This window comes from Tardiphaga sp. (genome assembly GCF_044340795.1).
Lineage (GTDB): Bacteria > Pseudomonadota > Alphaproteobacteria > Rhizobiales > Xanthobacteraceae > Tardiphaga.
The window spans coordinates 60,066-78,174 of record NZ_JBIISY010000002.1 but is presented as its reverse complement, the minus strand read 5'-3'; the positions used below and the strand labels follow the sequence as shown (position 1 = coordinate 78,174).

Here is an 18,109-nt window from a genome sequence, read left to right as displayed (position 1 = left end):
GGCGTGGCGGTCGGCGGGCTGTGGGGGGGCGGTCGCGGCTTCCTCTTGTTCCATCCCTAGCCCTCGTCGGTCTCAGCGTCAGCGGCGTGAGGATAGGGAACCTCACCCGGCTCGCCGCCTATCGGCCCTGGATCGTCGCGGCGACGCTGGCGGTCCTGAGTTACGGCTATCGGCTGTCCTGCCTGGGGCGTTCGTCATGCGCAGCCGCCGGATCCTGTGCCCGCCCGCTGTCGGATCGCTTCGTCAGGACGGGTCTCGTCGTGGCGACCCTCCTGGTCGCCGCCGAGCTCGGCTTCGACCTCATCGCACCGCTCTTCCTCCATCGTTAAAGGTCCCCAATGAGCAAACTTCTTCTTCGCGCGGTTCTCACAGGAGGCATCCTGGCCTCGTCGGCTGCAATGGCCGCGGACCGCGCGGTGGACAACATGTATTGCGCCGCATGTCCGTCGATCGTCAAAGGCAGCCGCGAAGCCATACCGGGCGTCGCCCGGGTCGTGGCGTCCTTCAAGGAAAAGACGGCGACGGTCGTCTACCGCGACACAGTGGCCGTCGTGAACGGACTGATGTCGGCGACCGCCAAGGCGGGTCATCCGTCAGCGCCCCGGGGCTGACGGATGCTTTTCGAATCGATCATCACTTGTCCCCAGTGCGCCGTCGCCAAGACGGAGACGATGCCGACCGATGCCTGTCAATTCTTCTACGAATGCACCGGCTGCGGCATCATGCTGAAGCCGAAGCCTGGCGATTGTTGCGTGTTTTGCTCCTACGGCTCGGTTCCCTGTCCGCCGATACAGGCCGAGGGCGGAGGCGACCGGTGCGCCGGGCCGTGCTGCAGCCAATCGTAAATGGAAGCCGCCGGCTTGCAGAAAAAGCCAACCGACGTGTCGGTGGCCGCCGGCGTCCGTCGCCGCAGTGCGATCCACGGGCGTGGTCGCGGATCGCCTCCGATCCACGACGATCGCCTAGAACTCCGGCTGCGGAGCGGGGCAATCGGTCGTGGAGCCGCGTTTCGACAAGGGGCGCCCACGACCGATGCCGCCACGGACGTTCTGTCAAGCTCCGACCGCTTTGCGGGTGCGGCCGCTCTGAGCCAAGGCGACGATTTTCTCGACGGTCGCGGAGGTCGCCGCCTTGCGCGAAGGCTTCAACCGCCAGCCGCGGCCGGCGCGGTCCCTCTCCATGTTGAAAACGCCTTCGATGACGTTCTCGAGCGCGATCTTGATGTAGCGTTTGGTGACCTCGACGGACGAGTGCCCCAGGAACTGCCGGGTGGCTTCGTAGTCCTTGGTCGCCAGATAGTACCGCGTGCCCGCGGTGCGCCGCAGGTCGTGGAAGGTGAGGTCGTCGACCTTCGCGGCCTCGAAGGCCTTCTTCATACGCGTCCCGAAATGCGACTTCTTGTAGGGAATCCGCGTCGCGACCTTGACCGGCTCGCCGTCGACGATCGCCGTCGTCTCGACGACCCGGGTGAAGACGTGGGTCGGGTGGAGACCCTTCATCTGTTCGAGGATCGCGACTGCGCGGTCGTTCAGCCAGACCTTGTAGATTTTGCGCCCCTTGGACTTGCGGTGGGCGAGGATGTGCCGCTGCTTCAGCCGGACCTGCGACCATTGCAGCCCGATGACGTCGCCGCTCCGGATCGCGGTCTCGAGTTCCAGCACGAACGCGGCCTGGAAATCCTCGTCGAGATGCTCGCAGATCGCCGTCTCGTCGTCGTAGTCGATGATCCGGTCGCGGTCGTCCTCCACCAACTTGATTTCCTTCATCCGGGGCCGCTTCGGCAGCGGCGTGGACATATGGTCCCTCGCGAAGTTCAGGACGCAGAAGATCAGCTCGAGCTGGCGGTTGATGGCGCTCGGCTTGAGCCGTCCAGTCGCCGTGTTGGCCGTGGCCGATTTCAGTTCTTCGCGGATCTCCAGCATGCGCGTGGTATCGACGTCGGCGCAGAGGGTGTCGAGGCCGACCTGCTTGCCGGCAGAGGTGAGCGCGTCGAACTTGGCGATCTCGCGATTGATCTTTTCGTCGGTCTTCAGCTCCTTCGGACGGGGGTCGAACACCTTGAGCTTCCAGTACTTGTGCATCGCCTGGTTGAAGGTGACGCGTGGCCCCGCCGCCATCTCGAGGGCCAGGTCCCGCTTCGCCTGTGCGCGGTACTCGTCCTCCAGTTCCACGGCCGTGGCGTGACAGGTCGTCTCGCTGGAGTAGGAGAACTTGCGCTTCCTCAACTGGAAGCAGATCTGCCAATAGGGCGAATTCTTATGCATGTAGACGGTCATACGACGCCTCCCGTCGACTTTGGGCACGCGCCGGACGTGCCGGAAGCGTCCGCAGCGGTCTCCCTCCTGGCGGACACGCGCGCTGTGCGGACGGCTTCGGCGGAGCGACGGGTGGGGCGCTCGACACCGCCAACGAAACCGGGCGCGTCCGACGTCCACGGCGTACGGGCACGACGCGGCGGAACCGGGTCAGCCGCCGGGTTCCCCAGATTCTTGAAGAACTGAACCACGTCATCCATTGTGAAGTACCGCCTGATCCGTCGCCGCCCGGTTCCCATCGCCCGGTAGGGCAACCTACCAGAGCGCACGTGGCGGAGCAACGTTTTCTCGTCCAACATCAACATCTTACTCAGATCTGCCATCGGCACCGCGGGCCGGTTCCCAAATCCGGCGCGCAGGACGGAGGTCATCTCGGTGCCGGAATTCGGGGCGTCGGCGGCGCCCGTTGGGCGGGTCATGTCATCGAATCCTTGAAATCGAATCCTTGAGAAATGGAACCAGAGGCAAGCTGCGAATCCTTGTGACATGCTTGTCACAAGGGCTTTCCGGGAGCGGTCCCGGCGCGGCGCTCGCGCGACGGGGGAGACTTCCGGCGTCGTGTCGGTGTATTTCGAATCCTTGGGCCGCCCGCCCCGTCGGCACGCCCGGGGAGCCTGGTCGCGGCCCCTCCGGCGGCGCCGCCCGGGGGATTGGCCGTCGCGAGCAGCCGGCACACGCCTTCGCCGTCGATCCTGCCCTCGGCCAGCAGCACCTCCGTCACGGCCTCCAGGGCGCCGCGGTGACGCTGCAGGAGCGCCCGGCAGGCGTCGGCCGCCTTGGTCAACTCCTCGTTCGCCGCCAGGCGGACCTCGGGATAGGACAGCAGCTCGGGAGTGTTCTCGCGCGGGGCGAGGAAGAGCAGCGGTCGCGGTCCGGAGAGCCCGACCGAGCCCGACATCGCCGCCGCCATGCTGGCCGCGACTGCCATGTCGGAGCCGGCGACGCCGCCGGAACCGTGACCGCAATCACCGCACATGAGGATCTCCGCCGTCCGTCCCGCCAGCAAGACCTGGAGGCGGCGCGCGTAGTCTTCGTAGGTGCCGGCCGTTTCCGTCGCCTCGGTGCGGACGACCCGCCCGCCGGTCCCGCGCGACGGCGAGATGCTGGCGTGGATCCCGGCGCCGCCGTTGAACAACACATCGACGACGATGTGGCCGGCTTCGTGGATGGCGGTGCGCCGCCGCAGCGCCTCCGGCCGGGCGTCCTCGCCCTTCACGATGCTCAGGAGATCGTGCATGACGATCGAACGGGCGCCATCGTGCCTGGCGAGACGGCGGGCGTCGTTGACGATGCGCTCCACCTCGGCGCCCGAGCCGCCGAGCGTCCGTTCGCAGATTTCGCGGAGATCGGCGTCGACGAGGTCCGGACCCAGGCGGACCCTGAACATCTTCTCCAGGTCCGCGAGGTTCGGCAGACCGATCTCGATCACCGGATTGAACCGTCCCGGGCGGACCAACGCGGGATCGCAGCGACGGACATCGTTGCAGGCCGCGACCAGAAAGAGATTCTCGTTTCCGGCGAGACCGTCGGTCAGTTCGAGAAAGCCCGAGACTACCTGGATCACGTAGTCCGCGTGGTCATGCCGGATCGAGCTTCTGTCGGCGAAAGCATCGACCTCGTCGATGAACATGACGCACCCTGAGGCTGAATTTGCGAGGTTTCTCGCCTTCTCGAAGTCGGTCCGCATGGCCTTCAAGAGGTCGCCGAGGTGCCCCTGCGACTGCCAGCCGGCGAGCGAAGCCGTGACGATCGGAAGTCCGGCGGCCCGTGCGAAAACGGCGGCGAAAGTGGTCTTTCCGGTGCCCGGCGGCCCGTTCAGCAGGACTTTCGACGACACCGCGGACCAGCTCCCGACGTCGCCACGCCTCCAGGAATTCAGATCGACGATCGCCGAACGGGCCCACGCCACGGCGGAGTCCATTCCGTGCAGTTCGTCGAGCGTCAGGTCGCGCGAACCGCGCTTGACCGCCTTGGCCTCGGCGAGGCGTCGCAGGCCGGCGACGCACTCGGCGGGCGTCCGGTCGAAGCGCACGGCGATGGCGATCTCGCCGAGTCCCGTCCGCGCGACGGTGACGTCGTCGAGCCGCGCGCGGCACGTGCGTCCCGTCACGATCTCGATCGTTCTGACGATGGTGCGCGCGTCCAGCGCCGGAATCGCGATCCGGTGGGTGCATGCGAGGAGCAGCTCCGCCGGAAGATGCGTCTCCGCGGAGGGCGAGAAGGCAATAACCGGCAAAGCGAGACCGAGGGCGTCGAGCGTCAACCGGCGCGTGTCGTCCGAATCCTTGGGCTTCGTCGGGGTCTTGGCCACGACGTAGAGGGCATCGTACTGGCCGTGGCGGAGCGCGCCGCTGCCGAGAAACTTCACGCACACCGCGGTGGCGGGCATCAGGACGCTCTCCCACACGCGCCCGAGACGGTCGAGCATCGCCGCATCCGGCACGTCGACCACGACCACTGGAGATCCGCTCCGGACCGCTACCGCGAGCCCGCCCAGCGCGTCGACCTGCCTGGCCAGCATCAGCCTGGCGGCGATCTCGACGGACGTGACCGGCTCCACCTTCGGGTGCTTCGTGGCGACGGCGACGTCCAGGTCGTCATCGTCGTCGCGCGTGCGCCGGCGGAGCGCCGCCAGTCCGACGAATCCCTTGACCGGCGATGGAACGGCCGGGGCGAGCTGTTCGACGCGACGCGCCTGGGCCGCGCCCATGGCCTTCCGATAGGTCCGCGATACCTCGACGGCGAGGCGGTCCGTCTCCGCCTCGAGCGGGCCCATGGCGGCCGGCGAGGCGGTCGCCACCGATGCCGGGCGGCTCGGCCCGGCGTTGCGCGCGAGCGCTGCGCGGCGCTTCTTCGTCTTCGTCTTCGTGTACTTGGTCACGTGGATGTTCCTGTGTCGAAGGTCATGGTCGCTAGGGTGGATGCACCTGCGGATTCGGGGTTATGGCGAGGCGGATCGCGGGCTTGGGGTCGGGCATCGGATTCTCCATGGTGTCGGTGATGGTGGTCGGGTTGGCGGCGCCGGCCCGCTAGGGGGGATGCACCTGGAACGTGAGGAGTATGGCGAGGCGGTGTCCTGGCTCAGTCATCGGCGATCTCCATGACGAAGGCGGGATCGAAACCGGCGTTCTCGCCGGGATAGCCGCGCCCGTTGCTGACCAACCTCGTCCCGCCGCGCCGCAGATTCATGGAGTGATGGGTGTGGCCCGAGACCCAAGCCGCGGGACGGTGACGGTCGACCAGCGGCAGCAGCTCCGAAGCGTATGCGGCGCTCAGAAGAGAGCGCTGGTTCAGCGGCGAAACGGCTTCCAGCGTCATGCCGTGATGGGACACCACGACGACGGGCCCGGGGTGGCTCTTCGCAAGCTCGGTCTCCAGGAAGTTGCGGGACCGCAGATGCAGCGCCGCCGCCTCCTCCGGCCGGAACCTGGCCCAGGGGTTCCGGCGCCACGCGATCCGCTTGTGGTCCATCATTGCGTCGCGCGCCGTGTGCATCGCGAGTTCGCGCAGATCGGCGCCGAACAGGCAGTAGTCGGTCCAGAGGGTGCAGCCCACGACGCGCGCACGGCCGATCGTCACGGCGTCGTCGGACAGCAGGTGCACCCCCAACTGGCGCGCGCGGACGCGACCGGCCTCGAGCTCGGCGGCGAGCTCGCACCCGTAGTATTCGTGGTTTCCGGCGACGGTCGCCACCTCGACGCGGGGGAAGGCGTCGCGCAGCGTCTCCACGGCCCTGACCAGGCCCTTGCAGGTGTCGCCGGCGACCACGACGAAGTCGGCGCCATCGACCGTCCGCGGCATCGCCGCGGTGCCGTAGAACTCGACGTGGAGGTCGGACATGACCTGGATCCTCACGACAGGTCCTCCCCGTCATCGCCGCGACGATGCGTGCCGGCCTTGACGAGGCGGAGGCGTTCGTCGAGCTCCGGCCAGGCCTGACGAAAGTTGTGGGCCAGCCAGGATGTCGCCAGGCGGCGGCGGTCGGCGCGGTCGATCGGCATCCGGCGGATCAGGTTGGAGAGCACCAGCGTGGCGCCGGCGCTGCCGCGCAGCGCGTTGTGCAGCAGCACCGTCATCGTCAGGTCGGTGCGGATCGTGACCTGCTGGGGAATGCCCATGCTCAGAGCCAGGCCGATGGCGCTCGCGGCATCGCCGGCGATGGCCAGGCGCCATGCGTCCATGGTGGACGACGTGCGCCGCATGCACTCGTTAACGGCGGCGCGGTGATCGCGATGGAAGCGGTGCGCCGGCACGGAGCGCCACAGCAGATGTGCGTGCTCCCAATCCGCCGGCGTCTCGCCGAGGAAATGCGCCGCGATCGAACGCGGTTTGGACATCTCCAGGGCACGGGCGGTGCCGCGGGTCGGCTTCGTCTTCTTCGTTTCGGTACGCATGACATGGTTCTCCCGTTCGCGCCGAATGGCACGTTGCGGTCTTCCAGACCGCGAAGTTGGTTAGGTTCGGAATTCGGTGGGTGGGGAGCGTCCTAGAGTGGACGCTCCCCATGCCTCGCCAAGCCGGGCCGTGCCCTGCCTCGCCGGGCCACGCCCCGCCAAGCCTTGAAACTCATTCCTTGCGCTCCTCGGCCAGGTAGGTGCCGAAGGTTGGCCGCCAGTCGCCGATCCCCCGCGTGAAGCCGGCGGTCATGAAGGTGTCGAGCACCTCGCTGCGGTTCAGCAGGGTGGGCAGATACATCACGTCGAATTCGACGGCCCAGTCGTTGAAGCGGGCGCGCGTGCGGATGGTCCGGGCGCGTCCGACCCTGACGGTCGTCCGGAACACGAAGCGTTCGTCGGCGCCGAGCTCGTCGAGGTCGCGCGGCCCGTCGTATTCCAGGATGGCCGGGCGGCCGATCTGGATGCCGGCGGTTGCCTCCTGGCCCTTGTTGCGCGCCCGTGCGGCGGACTTGAAGGTGCTCAACAGCGCTTCCGCCGGGATGCACGGGCGACCTTCGAAGATCCACAGGCCGCCATGCCATTCGATCCGCGAGATTTCGAGATGGTCCGCCAGCGTCTTCGCCCTCTTCGTCGTCACCTTCGTGAGGCGCGCCCGGATCGGATCGAGCGGGTCCGCAAGGCGCGACGAATGCATCAGCAGCGGGCGCGTCCCGGTCAGGCGCATGGTGATCTTCTCGGCTTCCATCACGCCACCTCGCGGGTCGGGTCGAACAGCGGCGCGTCGATGCGGATGGTCTTCACGTCGGCGCGCAGCGGCTGCAGCAGCGCGTAGCGGCGGGCCCGCAGGAAGGACGTCACCGCGCGGTGGCAGTCCGAGCACAGCGAGGTGAGGTCGCCGTCGCTCTCGTTGCCAAGACGGTCGTAGGTCCGGTGATGCGATTCCAGCGTGGCGCCGTCGGAAGCCGCCGCCGGGCAGAGACGGCAAGCGAAACCCGCCGCCTCGAATTCGCGCAGCCGGACCGGACTGGTCCGCCATGCAGTGCTCTGGATGTACTCGCTATAGGTCATCGCAAACTCCCTCTTCGTTGGGAACAAGATGCCATCGCGATGACGCCAAGTCAATTATTCTTCCCATTATGAGAAGAATAAGGCTTGCTAACGTTAATTTTCCTGCATAGAACTCGGGGATGACCGACGCCGAAATACCCGAACTCCTGATATCCGCTGCCATGATCCGAGCCGCACGGGGCCTGTTGAACCTCTCCCAGACCCAGCTCGGCGAGACGCTGACGCCTAACGTGTCGCGGCGCACGATTTCCAAGATCGAGACTGAAACGGAAGGCCGGCCCGACCGGCGCAGGCGGGACGTCCACAAGGCGCTCCGGGCGGCGCTAGAAAAGGAAGGAATCGAATTCTTCTTCGGTGACGAAGAATACGTCGAGGGCGTCAGGCTAAGGCGCCGTCCCGAATAGATCACAGCCGACAGACCGACCGGTGACGTCCGCCTCCCTACGGGATGTCGATCACGGTCCGCGCGCTAGAAGCACCAAATCCTTGATCGATCTGCTTTCGACGGAGGCCTCTTGGATCTCGTTGTTGCCGCTGCATTTGCCATCGTCGCTCTGCTCTATTCGGCGGTCGGGCAGGCTGGCGGCACGGGATATGTCGCAGTCATGGGTGTCCTCGGATACGCGCCCGACGTCATCAAGCCTACGGTCCTGGCGCTGAACGTCCTCGTCGCAGCCATCGGATGCGCCCGCTTTCATCGGAATGGTCTGCTATCGTGGCGCGCCTGCTATCCCTTCGGTGTGCTGGCGCTTCCGTTTTCCTTCGTGGGAGGAACGCTGAACCTCCCTGCGGCGGCTTATCAGCCCGTGGTCGGCCTGCTGCTTCTGCTGGCGGCGGCGCAAATGGCGCGTTCGGCACGGCGCGCGGCGCGTCTCGATCTGCAGGCGCTCTGCGAGCCGCCCTTCGGCATGTCGCTCCTTGCCGGAGCCGCCATCGGCTTGGTCTCGGGCATCACCGGCGTCGGTGGCGGAATCTTTCTCGCGCCATTGATCTTGGCGATGGGATGGGCGGAGACACGCAAGGCGGCGGCGATTGCAGCGACCTTCAACCTGCTGAACTCGGCCGCGGCGCTCGCCGGCGCCGCGGCAACAGTTCATGACCTGCCGGTCCAACTACCGGTTTGGTCGGCCGCCGTGGTGTTTGGAGGGGTCGTCGGATCGTGGCTTGGATCCACGCTCATGCGGCCAAGCCTGATGAGGCTGCTGCTCGCCATCCTGCTCGCGCTGGCAGGCTTCCGGATGGTAGCTCACCCATGACACGGTCGCCGGTAGCCGTGATGTCGATGGAAACGCCAGGTGCGGTCAGGCGAGCGACCGTCGTGTGGCGTCCGTCGCGTGCGTCGGCAGGACGAACGTCAGCACGAAGCAGGACAGCAGCATCACGGCCGAACCAGCCAGGCATCCGACGATGCCGCCATGCTGGTAGAGCACGCCCGACAGCGTGATGCCGAGAAGTCGGCCGGCCGCGTTGGCGGCATAGTAGAAGCCGACGTCCTCCGCCGCCTTTTCGGATCCGGCGTATGCCAGGATGAGATACGAATGCAGCGACGAATTGACCGCGAAGGGCAGGCCGAACAGCGCGAGCCCCGCGACGATCAGCAGGTCGGGTCTACCGATCGGAATCCAGATCATGACGATGGCGAGCACGATCGGCACCGCGGCCAGGACGGCGGCCCAGAACCGTGCGGACGGAATCTCGCGGCTGAGGCCGTCGGCGCTGCGCGTGACGAGGGACGGAGCGATCGCCTGCACGAAGCCGTAGGCGATCGTCCAGGCCGCGAGGAAACCGCCGACCTCCAGGAACTTCCAGCCGGCCGCGTAGAGGAAGACAGGCAGGCCGACGACGAACCAGACGTCCCGCGCGCCGAACATGAAGATGCGGGCTGCGGCCAGAAGATTGACGCCGCGGGACTTGCCGAACAGCTCCTTCATCGTCTTCGACGACTTCGCCTTGCCGAGCTCCGACGGCAGGAGGACCAAGCCGGCGACGAACACCACCGCGAGCAAAGCGGCCATCATCCATAGCGCGTGGGTGAACCCGACGAGATCCAGCAGTAAACCGCCGAGGAAGAAGCCAATGCCCTTCATGGCGTTCTTCGATCCGGTGAACCAGGCGACCCACCGGAAAAGCTGACCGCTGCCCTCGGCAGAAGTCGCCTTGATCGCGGACTTCGATGCGGTCTTCGTCAGGTCCTTGGCCACTCCCGCGATTCCTTGCGCCGCGACCACCCATGCGACGGAGGCGGCTGCGCTCCAGCCGGGATCGAGTGCCGAGAGCATGAGCAGGCCGGCGATCTGCAGCGCCTGACCGATCGCGAGCATCCGCGGGATCCCGAACTTGGATGCGAAATATCCGCCGGCGAGGTTCGCGGCGATTCCTGCCGCCTCATAGAGCAGAAAGAGGAAGGCAAGCGTGAACGGCGAATAGCCGAGGCGGAAGAAGTGGAAGAGGACGAGCATGCGGAGCGCGCCGTCGACCAGGGTGAAGCCCCAGTAGGAGGCCGTGACGATGATGTAGTTGCGTACCATGCTCATGCTCCCGCCCGCTGCACGATGGCGGCGAGATCCACCATCCGGCAGGCATAGCCGACCTCGTTGTCGTACCAAGCATAGACCTTGAGCAGCGTCCCGTCGGTGACCAGCGTGCTTTGGGCGTCGACGATCGAGCTTCGCGTGTCGTTCGTGTAGTCGGCCGACACCAAGGGCCGTTTCTCGATGCCGAGAATGCCGGCGAGCACCGTCTTCTCCGCCGCTTCGAAAAGGGTGTTCACCTCGACGGCGGTCGTCTCCCTGTTCAGTTCGAAGACGCAGTCCGTCAGGCTCGCGTTCAGCACAGGGATGCGCACCGCGTGCCCGTTCAGCTTTCCCTTGAGCTCCGGATAGATCAAAGCGATCGCCGTCGCGCTGCCGGTCGTCGTCGGCTGCATCGACAGAAGCGACGACCGTGCGCGGCGCAGATCCTTGTGCGGAGCGTCGACCACGACGTTGGTATTGGTCGGATTGTGGATCGTCGTGATCTGGCCGTGACGGATGCCGATGGCTTCGTGGATGACCTTCACGACGGGCGCCAGACAGTTGGTCGTGCAGGAAGCGGCAGTCAGAAGACGGTGCCGTTCCGGATCGTAGCTCTTGTCGTTGACCCCGACGACCACGTTGAGCGCTGCTTCGTCCTTGACGGGCGCCGCTACGATCACTCGTTTGACGCCCCGATCGAAGTAGGTCTGAAGCTGGTCGGGCTTCAGGAACTTGCCGGTGCACTCGAGCACGACCTCGCAACCGAGGTCGCCCCATGGCACATCTGCAGGTGCGGCGGCCTCGGAGAAGCCGATCCGGCGATCGCCGATCCCGATCGACTTCCCATCATTCACGCCAATTCCGCCGTGCCAGCGACCGTGAATGCTATCGAACTCCAGCAGGTGAGCGGTCGCATCGATCCCCCCCTTCAGTTCGTTCACGTGGACGACGTCGAGGCGGTTCGACCGGTGCGGGTCGCTTTCCGGACGGAACATGCCGCCGAGGCCGGCGCGCAGCGCGAGGCGGCCGATCCGGCCCATGCCATTGATGCCGATCTTCATTCGAGTGCCTTCCAGTTTCAGATACGGGCGCTGTCGCCGATTTCGTCGAGACGCGTCTTGAGTGCCATGCGGTCGAGCGAGGCGAACGGCAGGCTCACGAAGATCTCGATACGTCGGCGGATCATCGCGTAGAGCTCGTTCAGGAGGGTCGTCTTCTCGACCTGCGAACCGTCGAAGCGTGCGGGATCGGGGAGCGGCCATGCCGCGGTGGCGAACCGGCTATCGACGTCCGGACAGAACTGACCTTCCGGCGTGTCGCAAAGCGCGATGACGAAATCCATGCGCGGCGCTTCGGGACCCGTGAACTCCGAAAGCGGCTTGCATCGCAAGGTCCCGACGTCGTGTCCCAACTGGCGCAGCCGCTCCACCACCTCCGGAAGCGGAGCCTGGCCCGGGTCCGAGCCCGCGGAGTACGCCCGGAATTTTCCTTGGCCCAATTTCTGAAGCAACGCCTCCGCGATGATCGAGCGTGCAGAGTTGTGCGTGCATAGGAAGAGAACGTTGAAGGCAGGCATGACCACATCCGGGTTGGAGGCTTCGTTGTCCGTTTCGCCGACCGCCCCGGCGCAGAGCTCCGGACGGCCGTTGCAGCAATCTTTGGCGAGCTAGTCGACCAGGTCGCGATACCCCTTGGCATCGGCGCGGTAATTCATGGCGCGCCCGTCCTTCGAGACCTTGATGAGGCCGGCGCGGGTCAACGTCGCGAGATGGGTGGACATGGTGTTGTGCGGCACGTCGCAGCGCCGGGCGATCTCGCCGGCGCCGAGACTCTCAGGATACGCCGAGAGAAGCAGGCGAAACGCGTGGAGCCTCGTCGGCTGGCCGATGGTGGCGAACCGCCCGGCCGCCATGTCGCCCGCATCAATTTCCCGTAGCGCCACTTCGCCAAACTCCGGTTGTCAACGCGCCGTCACAATGGTTATATATGTCGAGACATATCGACATATATCCAAGGAGCCTTCCATGATCAAGTCGTTTCGCGCGGTCGCGGTCGTCGCGGCACTGCTGCATTCCGGTAGCATAGCGGCTGCAGCAGAGAGCAACGGTTCCGGCTCGAGCTTTGTGAACCCGATCCTGTCCAAGTGGGCGGCGGCCTATGCGGCGAAGACGGGCAACAAGATCAACTACGTCTCCAACGGCTCGGGCGCCGGCATCCAGCAGGTGAAAGCGGGCTCCGTGGACTTCGGAGCGTCGGATATGCCGCTCAAGCCGGACGAACTCGCCAAGGCCGGTCTCGGCCAATTTCCGCTCGTCATCGGCGCCGTGGTCCCGGTGGTGAATCTGGAGGGCGTCGCCCCAGGCAAAATCCGGTTCACCGGCACCGTGTTGGCCGAAATTTTTATGGGCAAGATCAAGAACTGGGATGATCAGGCCTTGAAAGCCCTCAATCCGGATATCCAGCTTCCGGCTGCGCCGATCACCGTGGTCCACCGGACCGACGGTTCGGGCACGACGTTCAATTTCGCCAACTATCTGTCGAAGGTGAGCCCCGAGTGGAAATCGACGATGGGCGAAGCCGTATCACTTGACTGGCAGGTGGGCGTCGGCGGGAAGGGCAATGAAGGCGTTGCCGCCTATGTGGGCATGTCGAAGAATACGATCAGCTACGTCGAATACGCCTACGCCGTCCGGAACAAGCTAACCTATGGGCTCGTCCAGAATCGTGCCGGGCGTTTCGTGCAGCCCGATGCCAAATCCTTCCGCGCCGCGGCCGATGGCGCCGACTGGGGCAGCGCGAAGGATTTCTACCGCATCATGACCGACGCGTCCGGCGATGATGCCTATCCGATCACGGCGACCTCGTTCATCCTGATGCCGAAGAAGCCCAAGGATCCGGTCAAGTCGCGCACCGCGGTCGACTTCTTCAAATGGTCGCTGGAGAACGGTGCGGAAGACGCTGCGGCGCTCGACTACGTGACTCTGCCGACCTCGCTGGTCGAGCGCATCGGCAAGTACCTGAAGGATGACTTCGGGTCGTAGCTTCCGGATGCGGAACGCGCCGCGCTGGCGCGTTCCGCATGATCACGCCGGCGCCTACTGCGTCTTTCCGTCTGCCGCGAAGGTCTTCAGATAGGCCGTAATATCTGCGATCTCCTTATCGTTCTTGAGACCAGCGAACGCCATCTTCGTCCCTTTCACGACCGCCTTGGGGTCGCGGATGTAGGCTGCGAATTCCTGTTCGGTCCAGACGATCCCTGAGCTCTTGTTCGCATCCGAGTAATTGTAGCCGGCGACCGAACCGGCCTTCCTGCCGATAAGGCCGTTCAGTTCGGGGCCGACCTTGTTGGCAGCGCCCGGTCCTACGGCGTGGCAGGCGACGCACTTGTTGAAGACGCGTTTGCCTGCGTCGACATCCTGGGCGAGGGCGGAAGATGATGCGGCAGCGAACAGCGCTGCTGCGACGAACGATCGGAGCATGACGGCCTTTCCAGATTGGTGATTGAAGGGAGGTGAGGTCCGCCGGCGCGCGGGCGCCGGCGAGGCCCTAGACCGAATATTCCTTCGACTTGAAGGTGAGGCCGCGGACACTCTCCGGAGCGTCGGAGATCTTCCGGATGTTGCCCCAGGTCTGCTTGTAGTTCGGGATGACGAGCTCGTTGACGCCTTTGGAGACGACGTTGCCCTGCACGCCGGTCGGATAGCCGAACAGCATGAACGCCTGCTTCCGTCTTGCCGTGGGCGTGGGATAGGCCATGGCCTGGGTCGAACCGTTGTCGTTGTAGACCTCGACGAGATCGCCCGGATTGAGCTTGAGATCCTTCATGTCGTCCGGATTGAGCTCGATGAAGGGATATGGCCACCTGTCACGGACGAACTCGTTCTCGCGGTCGAGATAGGCGCTCTGCCAGACGAGATTCGCGCGGCCGTTGTTGATGAGGAATTGGAATTTGTCCTTTTCGGCCTGCTTGCCGGGCGCCTGGAGACCCCGCCACTGGGTCGATGCGAAGCTCGCCTTGCCGTCCTTCGAATTGAACTTGCCGTCGGCATACAGGCGCTTGGTCCCGATGACCCGCTGGACGTCGCCCGACGGTGCCGGGACGGTGCTGGCGATCTTCTGGACCGGCTCCTTGCCGCGGGCAGCTTCGATGGCCGGCCCTTTCAGTACCTCGCCGTCCTTGCCCGTGGAGGTGCCGGCCGCGATCGCGCCGGTGCTTTCGAGGCCTGTCGCGGGCTCCTGGAATCCGTTGGTGCCCATGGCGCGCAGCCGGGCGTAGGTGACGAATTCTCCGCCTTTCTCATGCTTGGCATAGCCGTCCATGAACGCGTCTTCTTCGGTCTTCCAGTCGAAGCCCTTGAACTTGTCCGCGACATCCGCCTTTCCCGACTGCCGGAAGACCCGCTCCATATGGTTGGCGATGCGTGCTGCGATAATGCAATCGGGCATCGCCTGACCAGGAGGATCCATGTAGCGCTCGGTCAACCGCATCCGCCGCTCGCCGTTCATGGATGTCAGGTTCATCTCGCCCGACGTCGCCGCCGGCAGCACGACGTGGCATGCTTCTCCGATCATTGTCGGCACGATGTCCACGTTCACGGCGAAGAGACCGCCCTTCTTGATGGCGTCGACCACGGCCTTCACCATGGCGTCGCGATCTCCGTAGGGGACGGCGTTCATTGCATCCTTCACGATGTCCGTGCGCTTCTTGTAGACGCGCTTGAACTCCATCGCGTTTAGAGTGGTCTTGTAGTGGTCGCAGCCCCAGATGTGGTGCACGCCACCCTTGCCGTTGATGATGAGCTGATCGACGTAAGCAGCTGGCTTCCCGACATGCGCGTCCGACGGGCGCGAATAGCCTTCCTGATGCCCGCCCATGCGGACGCAGCCGCCTCCGGGACGACCGACGTTTCCGGTCGCGAGCGCGAGGTTCACCAGGGACTGGTTGGTCCGGTAGTTGTCGTTGCCCCAGATCAGTCCCTTTTCGTAGGCGAACATCGTGCGCCGGCGCGCGCCTCCGGCCTTCGGCTCGGCGATCTAGGTGATCGCCTTGACGATGTCCGCTTCCGACAGACCCGTGGTCTTCGCTGCGTCGGCGAGCGAGGTACGGTTTGCCGCGACCGCCTTGTCGAAATCCTTCGTCGAGGCGGCAATGAACGGCTTGTCGATCCACCCCTTGTCGGCGGCGTAGGTCAACCACGCGTTGAACAGGATGAGGTCGGTGCCCGAATTGATGGGCAGGTGCAGCACGTTGTCCTTGCCGGCCTCGATCTCGCAGGCATTGACCGTCACCGTGCGGCGAGGATCGACGAAGACGATGCGGCCCCGGTCGACCGCCTCGTTGCCGAACTCGGCCTTCTTCTTGTCGACCGACGTTCCGCGGAGGTTCGGGATCCAGTGATTGAGGAAGTAGTTGGTCTGCGTCTCGAGCGCGTTGGTGCCCACGGCGACGATCGTGTCGGCAAGCTCGGCGTCTTCGTAGCAGTTGTTGAGCTCGCCGACGCCCATGTCGCGGGTGCCGTGCACCTCGGAATTGTAGGCCGGCCTGTTGTGGATGCGGATGTTCTTGATCTTCATCGCACCGAAATAGAGCTTCCCGGTACCCCAGGTGTTCTCATAGCCGCCGCCGGCGCCGCCGTGATCGAAAGCCGACACGAAGAGGCCGTCTTCGCCCTGTTCGTTGATCACGGCCGCAGTGACGCGCGCGACGAGGTCGAGCGCGTCGTCCCAACTGGTCGGCTGCATCTGACCGTAGCGCCAGACGAGAGGATCGGTCAGCCTTTGAAGCTGGGTGTTCCGCTGGCGCGAATAGCTCATCTCCGCCATGCGGGCGCCACGCGGCGAACCGAGCCCGGAATTCACGACGCAGTCGTGATCCGGCTTGATCACGATATGCACGTCGCGGCCGTCCTGTTTGACGATGTTGTACATCGACGGCGCATACCAGGCCGTGGTCTCGGCCTCCTGCTGCTTCGACAGGTCCACGCCGAACTTGTTCTCGCCCGGGGCGGTCCCGCCTTCGTAGCGCGCATCCCAGGAATACGCCTTGTAGCCGCAGCCGACGATGCAGTAGTGGCAGACGACGTTGTGCTCCTTGGCGTCCGCCGGCACGATCGGGAGGGTGCCGATTTGTCGCTTGTAGGTCATGTCATGTGCTCCCTCAGAGGACGTTCGACAGGCGGCCGAAGATAAGTTCGTCGACGCCTTCGGCGAAGATGTCGCCGTTGCCGTCGATCCTCAGCACGTATTGAGGGAGGTTCTGCGTCGCCTGTCCCCAGACCTGCTGACCGCCGCGCTCGCAGTCGAAGCGCGAATAATGTCCCGGACAGTTCATGGTCCGATCGCCGGCGTTGTAGTTGAGGGGAAACCCCTTGTGCGGGCATGCGGACGAGAAGCCGACGATGTCCCCGTCGGGTCCCGCTCCGGTCGCGACCTTCTGACCGAGCTTGAGAAGGACACCCGGCGCGTCGTCGTCCGGATAGGCAACGGACATCGGCTCGTTGACCTTGAGGTCCTTGACGTTGCCGAGTCTGTTCGAGGGATATTTGACGAGGCCCGCGCGCGGTTCAGCTTTGGCCTCCTTGGGGAGGACCGACATGGTCGCCGCGGCCGCGGTCATCGCGCCGGCGCCACCGAGAAAATGCCTGCGTCGCATATCGACCAGGCCGTCGCACTTCTTCATTTCGTCGTCTCCCCGGACCGTCGCTTTTCGTTTCGTCCCATCGGACGGGAAGGACATTGCAGGCATCGCGCCAGTCGTCGTCGCGGCGAAAAGCCGTTCGAAATCAAACGAGGAAGGGTCAGACCGACGGGCCGTCGTCCGGAAATCCGGACGGCCAAAGGCAGTGCTCATCCGGATTTCCGGATCGTCGCGCGACATGCCGCGTTGCAGGAACCGATATGTCGACTATCTTCGACGGATGCCCGTCCGGAAGATTCCATCCAGCATGAAGCCAGACCTGTTCACGACCGACGACGCGGTCGAGATGTTCGCCAGTCTCGCGCAGCCGACGCGTCTCGAAGCGTTCCGGCTGCTTGCGCGCTATCTACCCTATGGTCTGCCCGCCGGCGACGTCGCGCGCCTGCTCGCGGTGCCGCACAACACTATGTCGACCCATCTTTCGCAGCTAGAGCGGGCGGGGCTGCTGACCAGCAGGCGCGAGGGCCGATCGATCATCTATGCCGCGAAATCGGGTCAGATCGGCAACCTCTTCGACGTGATGCTCGGCGAGATGCGTCCGGTCAGCGACGATCAGTTCCCTCAGCGGCGCCCCCTCGATGATTCCAAGTCCTACGACGTCCTGATCCTCTGCTCGGGCAATTCGGCCCGGTCGATCATGGCGGAAGCCATACTCAACCGCGAGGGCGGCGGGCGTTTTCGGGCGCACTCCGCGGGCAGTCGGCCTCAAAGCGGACCGCATCCGCTTGCCTTGGAATTGCTGGATGGTCTCGGCTACGATACTTCGGCCCTCAGTTCGAAGGGGTGGAGCAAGTTCGCCGGGAAGCGCAGCAAGGCGATGGATTTCATCGTGACCGTCTGCGACGCCGCCGCCGGCGAGCAGTGTCCCACCTGGGCCGGCCATCCGCTGCAGGCGCATTGGGGCATTCCGGACCCGGCCGAAGTGAAGGGCACCAAGGACGTGCAGCGCGCCGCCTTTCTTTCCGCCTATCGCCGCCTGGCCGCAAGATTGACCGCTTTCGTCAATCTGCCCGTGGAGACCTCCGATCTCTCGGCGCTCAAGCGGGATCTCGCGGCGATCGGACGGATGGAAGGCGCGACCGAGGCGACCAGGTTGGCCGACGCCGTGTAACACTCGCC

General features: G+C 65.2%; 19 protein-coding genes and 1 pseudogene. 7 read left to right on the top strand and 13 right to left on the bottom strand.

The genetic code is table 11. The features are described 5' to 3' along the window. From ACIQ17_RS00820 to ACIQ17_RS00810, 3 genes are all read left to right on the top strand, one after another. A partial coding sequence (locus tag ACIQ17_RS00820) for a mercuric transporter MerT family protein (protein ID WP_398464355.1) occupies positions 1 to 329 on the top strand: 329 nt, incomplete at its 5' end. Positions 330 to 338: 9 nt separating this feature from the next. Further along, the gene (locus ACIQ17_RS00815; RefSeq protein WP_233024158.1) at positions 339 to 611 is read left to right on the top strand and encodes a cation transporter; all 273 of its coding nucleotides are present in this window, start codon (positions 339 to 341) and stop codon (positions 609 to 611) included. Between the two features lie 3 nt (positions 612 to 614). After that, positions 615 to 845, top strand: a complete 231-nt coding sequence (locus ACIQ17_RS00810) for a GDCCVxC domain-containing (seleno)protein (RefSeq protein ID WP_233024159.1) — start codon at positions 615 to 617, stop codon at positions 843 to 845. A gap of 207 nt (positions 846 to 1,052) precedes the next feature. On the opposite strand, the gene ACIQ17_RS00805 is transcribed toward ACIQ17_RS00810, so the two are convergent. The 6 genes from ACIQ17_RS00805 to ACIQ17_RS00780 form a co-directional block, all read right to left on the bottom strand. Further along, positions 1,053 to 2,225, bottom strand: a complete 1,173-nt coding sequence (locus ACIQ17_RS00805; RefSeq protein WP_398464352.1) for a site-specific integrase — start codon at positions 2,223 to 2,225, stop codon at positions 1,053 to 1,055. A gap of 583 nt (positions 2,226 to 2,808) precedes the next feature. Continuing rightward, positions 2,809 to 5,196: an AAA family ATPase gene (locus ACIQ17_RS00800; RefSeq protein WP_398464350.1), complete on the bottom strand. Its 2,388-nt coding sequence runs from the start codon at positions 5,194 to 5,196 to the stop codon at positions 2,809 to 2,811. Between the two features lie 200 nt (positions 5,197 to 5,396). Further along, on the bottom strand, positions 5,397 to 6,155 hold the full coding sequence (locus ACIQ17_RS00795; protein ID WP_398464348.1) for a metallophosphoesterase: 759 nt from the start codon (positions 6,153 to 6,155) through the stop codon (positions 5,397 to 5,399). An 11-nt stretch (positions 6,156 to 6,166) separates the two neighbouring features. Continuing rightward, positions 6,167 to 6,709, bottom strand: a complete 543-nt coding sequence (locus ACIQ17_RS00790) for a hypothetical protein (RefSeq protein ID WP_398464346.1) — start codon at positions 6,707 to 6,709, stop codon at positions 6,167 to 6,169. A 172-nt stretch (positions 6,710 to 6,881) separates the two neighbouring features. Beyond that, positions 6,882 to 7,457 (bottom strand): hypothetical protein, encoded by a 576-nt coding sequence (locus ACIQ17_RS00785; RefSeq protein WP_398464344.1) that lies wholly within the window; start codon positions 7,455 to 7,457, stop codon positions 6,882 to 6,884. Further along, a complete protein-coding gene (locus ACIQ17_RS00780; protein ID WP_398464342.1) occupies positions 7,457 to 7,780 on the bottom strand; it encodes a hypothetical protein in 324 nt (107 codons plus the stop codon). Before ACIQ17_RS00780 ends, ACIQ17_RS00785 begins: the two co-directional genes overlap by 1 nt. Before the next feature lie 119 nt (positions 7,781 to 7,899). On the opposite strand from ACIQ17_RS00780, the gene ACIQ17_RS00775 reads away from it, so the two are divergent. After that, positions 7,900 to 8,184 carry a helix-turn-helix domain-containing protein gene (locus tag ACIQ17_RS00775; RefSeq protein WP_233024166.1) on the top strand — a complete coding sequence of 95 codons (285 nt, stop codon included), beginning with the start codon at positions 7,900 to 7,902 and terminating at the stop codon, positions 8,182 to 8,184. Positions 8,185 to 8,295: 111 nt separating this feature from the next. After that, a complete protein-coding gene (locus ACIQ17_RS00770; protein ID WP_398464339.1) occupies positions 8,296 to 9,036 on the top strand; it encodes a sulfite exporter TauE/SafE family protein in 741 nt (246 codons plus the stop codon). Between the two features lie 45 nt (positions 9,037 to 9,081). On the opposite strand, the gene arsJ is transcribed toward ACIQ17_RS00770, so the two are convergent. The 4 genes from arsJ to ACIQ17_RS00750 form a co-directional block, all read right to left on the bottom strand. Then, entirely contained in the window at positions 9,082 to 10,308 is a 1,227-nt protein-coding gene (gene arsJ, locus ACIQ17_RS00765; protein WP_398464337.1) for an organoarsenical effux MFS transporter ArsJ, read from the bottom strand. Positions 10,309 to 10,310: 2 nt separating this feature from the next. Further along, entirely contained in the window at positions 10,311 to 11,354 is a 1,044-nt protein-coding gene (locus ACIQ17_RS00760) for an ArsJ-associated glyceraldehyde-3-phosphate dehydrogenase (RefSeq protein WP_398464335.1), read from the bottom strand. A gap of 17 nt (positions 11,355 to 11,371) precedes the next feature. Next, positions 11,372 to 11,869, bottom strand: a complete 498-nt coding sequence (locus tag ACIQ17_RS00755; protein ID WP_398464333.1) for an arsenate reductase ArsC — start codon at positions 11,867 to 11,869, stop codon at positions 11,372 to 11,374. Positions 11,870 to 11,959: 90 nt separating this feature from the next. Continuing rightward, positions 11,960 to 12,235, bottom strand: a complete 276-nt coding sequence (locus ACIQ17_RS00750; protein WP_398464331.1) for an ArsR/SmtB family transcription factor — start codon at positions 12,233 to 12,235, stop codon at positions 11,960 to 11,962. A gap of 82 nt (positions 12,236 to 12,317) precedes the next feature. Between ACIQ17_RS00750 and pstS the strand changes: the two genes are divergently transcribed. Further along, positions 12,318 to 13,334 carry a phosphate ABC transporter substrate-binding protein PstS gene (gene pstS / locus ACIQ17_RS00745; RefSeq protein ID WP_398464329.1) on the top strand — a complete coding sequence of 339 codons (1,017 nt, stop codon included), beginning with the start codon at positions 12,318 to 12,320 and terminating at the stop codon, positions 13,332 to 13,334. A 54-nt stretch (positions 13,335 to 13,388) separates the two neighbouring features. Here the strand turns inward: pstS and ACIQ17_RS00740 are convergent, their stop codons facing one another. From ACIQ17_RS00740 to ACIQ17_RS00730, 3 genes and pseudogenes are all read right to left on the bottom strand, one after another. After that, complete coding sequence (locus ACIQ17_RS00740; protein WP_398464327.1) at positions 13,389 to 13,772, bottom strand: c-type cytochrome; 384 nt, start codon at positions 13,770 to 13,772, stop codon at positions 13,389 to 13,391. A gap of 67 nt (positions 13,773 to 13,839) precedes the next feature. Continuing rightward, positions 13,840 to 16,437, bottom strand: a pseudogene (locus ACIQ17_RS00735) (arsenate reductase (azurin) large subunit). A gap of 13 nt (positions 16,438 to 16,450) precedes the next feature. Then, a complete protein-coding gene (locus tag ACIQ17_RS00730) occupies positions 16,451 to 16,972 on the bottom strand; it encodes an arsenate reductase (azurin) small subunit (RefSeq protein ID WP_398464365.1) in 522 nt (173 codons plus the stop codon). 265 nt (positions 16,973 to 17,237) lie between these two features. Between ACIQ17_RS00730 and ACIQ17_RS00725 the strand changes: the two genes are divergently transcribed. After that, the gene (locus ACIQ17_RS00725) at positions 17,238 to 18,101 is read left to right on the top strand and encodes a metalloregulator ArsR/SmtB family transcription factor (RefSeq protein ID WP_398464325.1); all 864 of its coding nucleotides are present in this window, start codon (positions 17,238 to 17,240) and stop codon (positions 18,099 to 18,101) included. The last annotated feature ends 8 nt before the right edge of the window (positions 18,102 to 18,109 follow it).

Coding starts and splice junctions, on each gene's coding strand:
- ACIQ17_RS00725 (WP_398464325.1), top strand. CDS start 17,238: ATGAAGCCAGACCTGTTCACGACCGACGACGCGGTCGAGATGTTCGCC.
- ACIQ17_RS00785 (WP_398464344.1), bottom strand. CDS start 7,457: ATGGAAGCCGAGAAGATCACCATGCGCCTGACCGGGACGCGCCCGCTG.
- ACIQ17_RS00730 (WP_398464365.1), bottom strand. CDS start 16,972: ATGAAGAAGTGCGACGGCCTGGTCGATATGCGACGCAGGCATTTTCTC.
- pstS (WP_398464329.1), top strand. CDS start 12,318: ATGATCAAGTCGTTTCGCGCGGTCGCGGTCGTCGCGGCACTGCTGCAT.
- ACIQ17_RS00740 (WP_398464327.1), bottom strand. CDS start 13,772: ATGCTCCGATCGTTCGTCGCAGCAGCGCTGTTCGCTGCCGCATCATCT.
- ACIQ17_RS00760 (WP_398464335.1), bottom strand. CDS start 11,354: ATGAAGATCGGCATCAATGGCATGGGCCGGATCGGCCGCCTCGCGCTG.
- ACIQ17_RS00815 (WP_233024158.1), top strand. CDS start 339: ATGAGCAAACTTCTTCTTCGCGCGGTTCTCACAGGAGGCATCCTGGCC.
- arsJ (WP_398464337.1), bottom strand. CDS start 10,308: ATGGTACGCAACTACATCATCGTCACGGCCTCCTACTGGGGCTTCACC.
- ACIQ17_RS00775 (WP_233024166.1), top strand. CDS start 7,900: ATGACCGACGCCGAAATACCCGAACTCCTGATATCCGCTGCCATGATC.
- ACIQ17_RS00810 (WP_233024159.1), top strand. CDS start 615: ATGCTTTTCGAATCGATCATCACTTGTCCCCAGTGCGCCGTCGCCAAG.
- ACIQ17_RS00795 (WP_398464348.1), bottom strand. CDS start 6,155: ATGTCCGACCTCCACGTCGAGTTCTACGGCACCGCGGCGATGCCGCGG.
- ACIQ17_RS00755 (WP_398464333.1), bottom strand. CDS start 11,869: ATGCCTGCCTTCAACGTTCTCTTCCTATGCACGCACAACTCTGCACGC.
- ACIQ17_RS00790 (WP_398464346.1), bottom strand. CDS start 6,709: ATGCGTACCGAAACGAAGAAGACGAAGCCGACCCGCGGCACCGCCCGT.
- ACIQ17_RS00780 (WP_398464342.1), bottom strand. CDS start 7,780: ATGACCTATAGCGAGTACATCCAGAGCACTGCATGGCGGACCAGTCCG.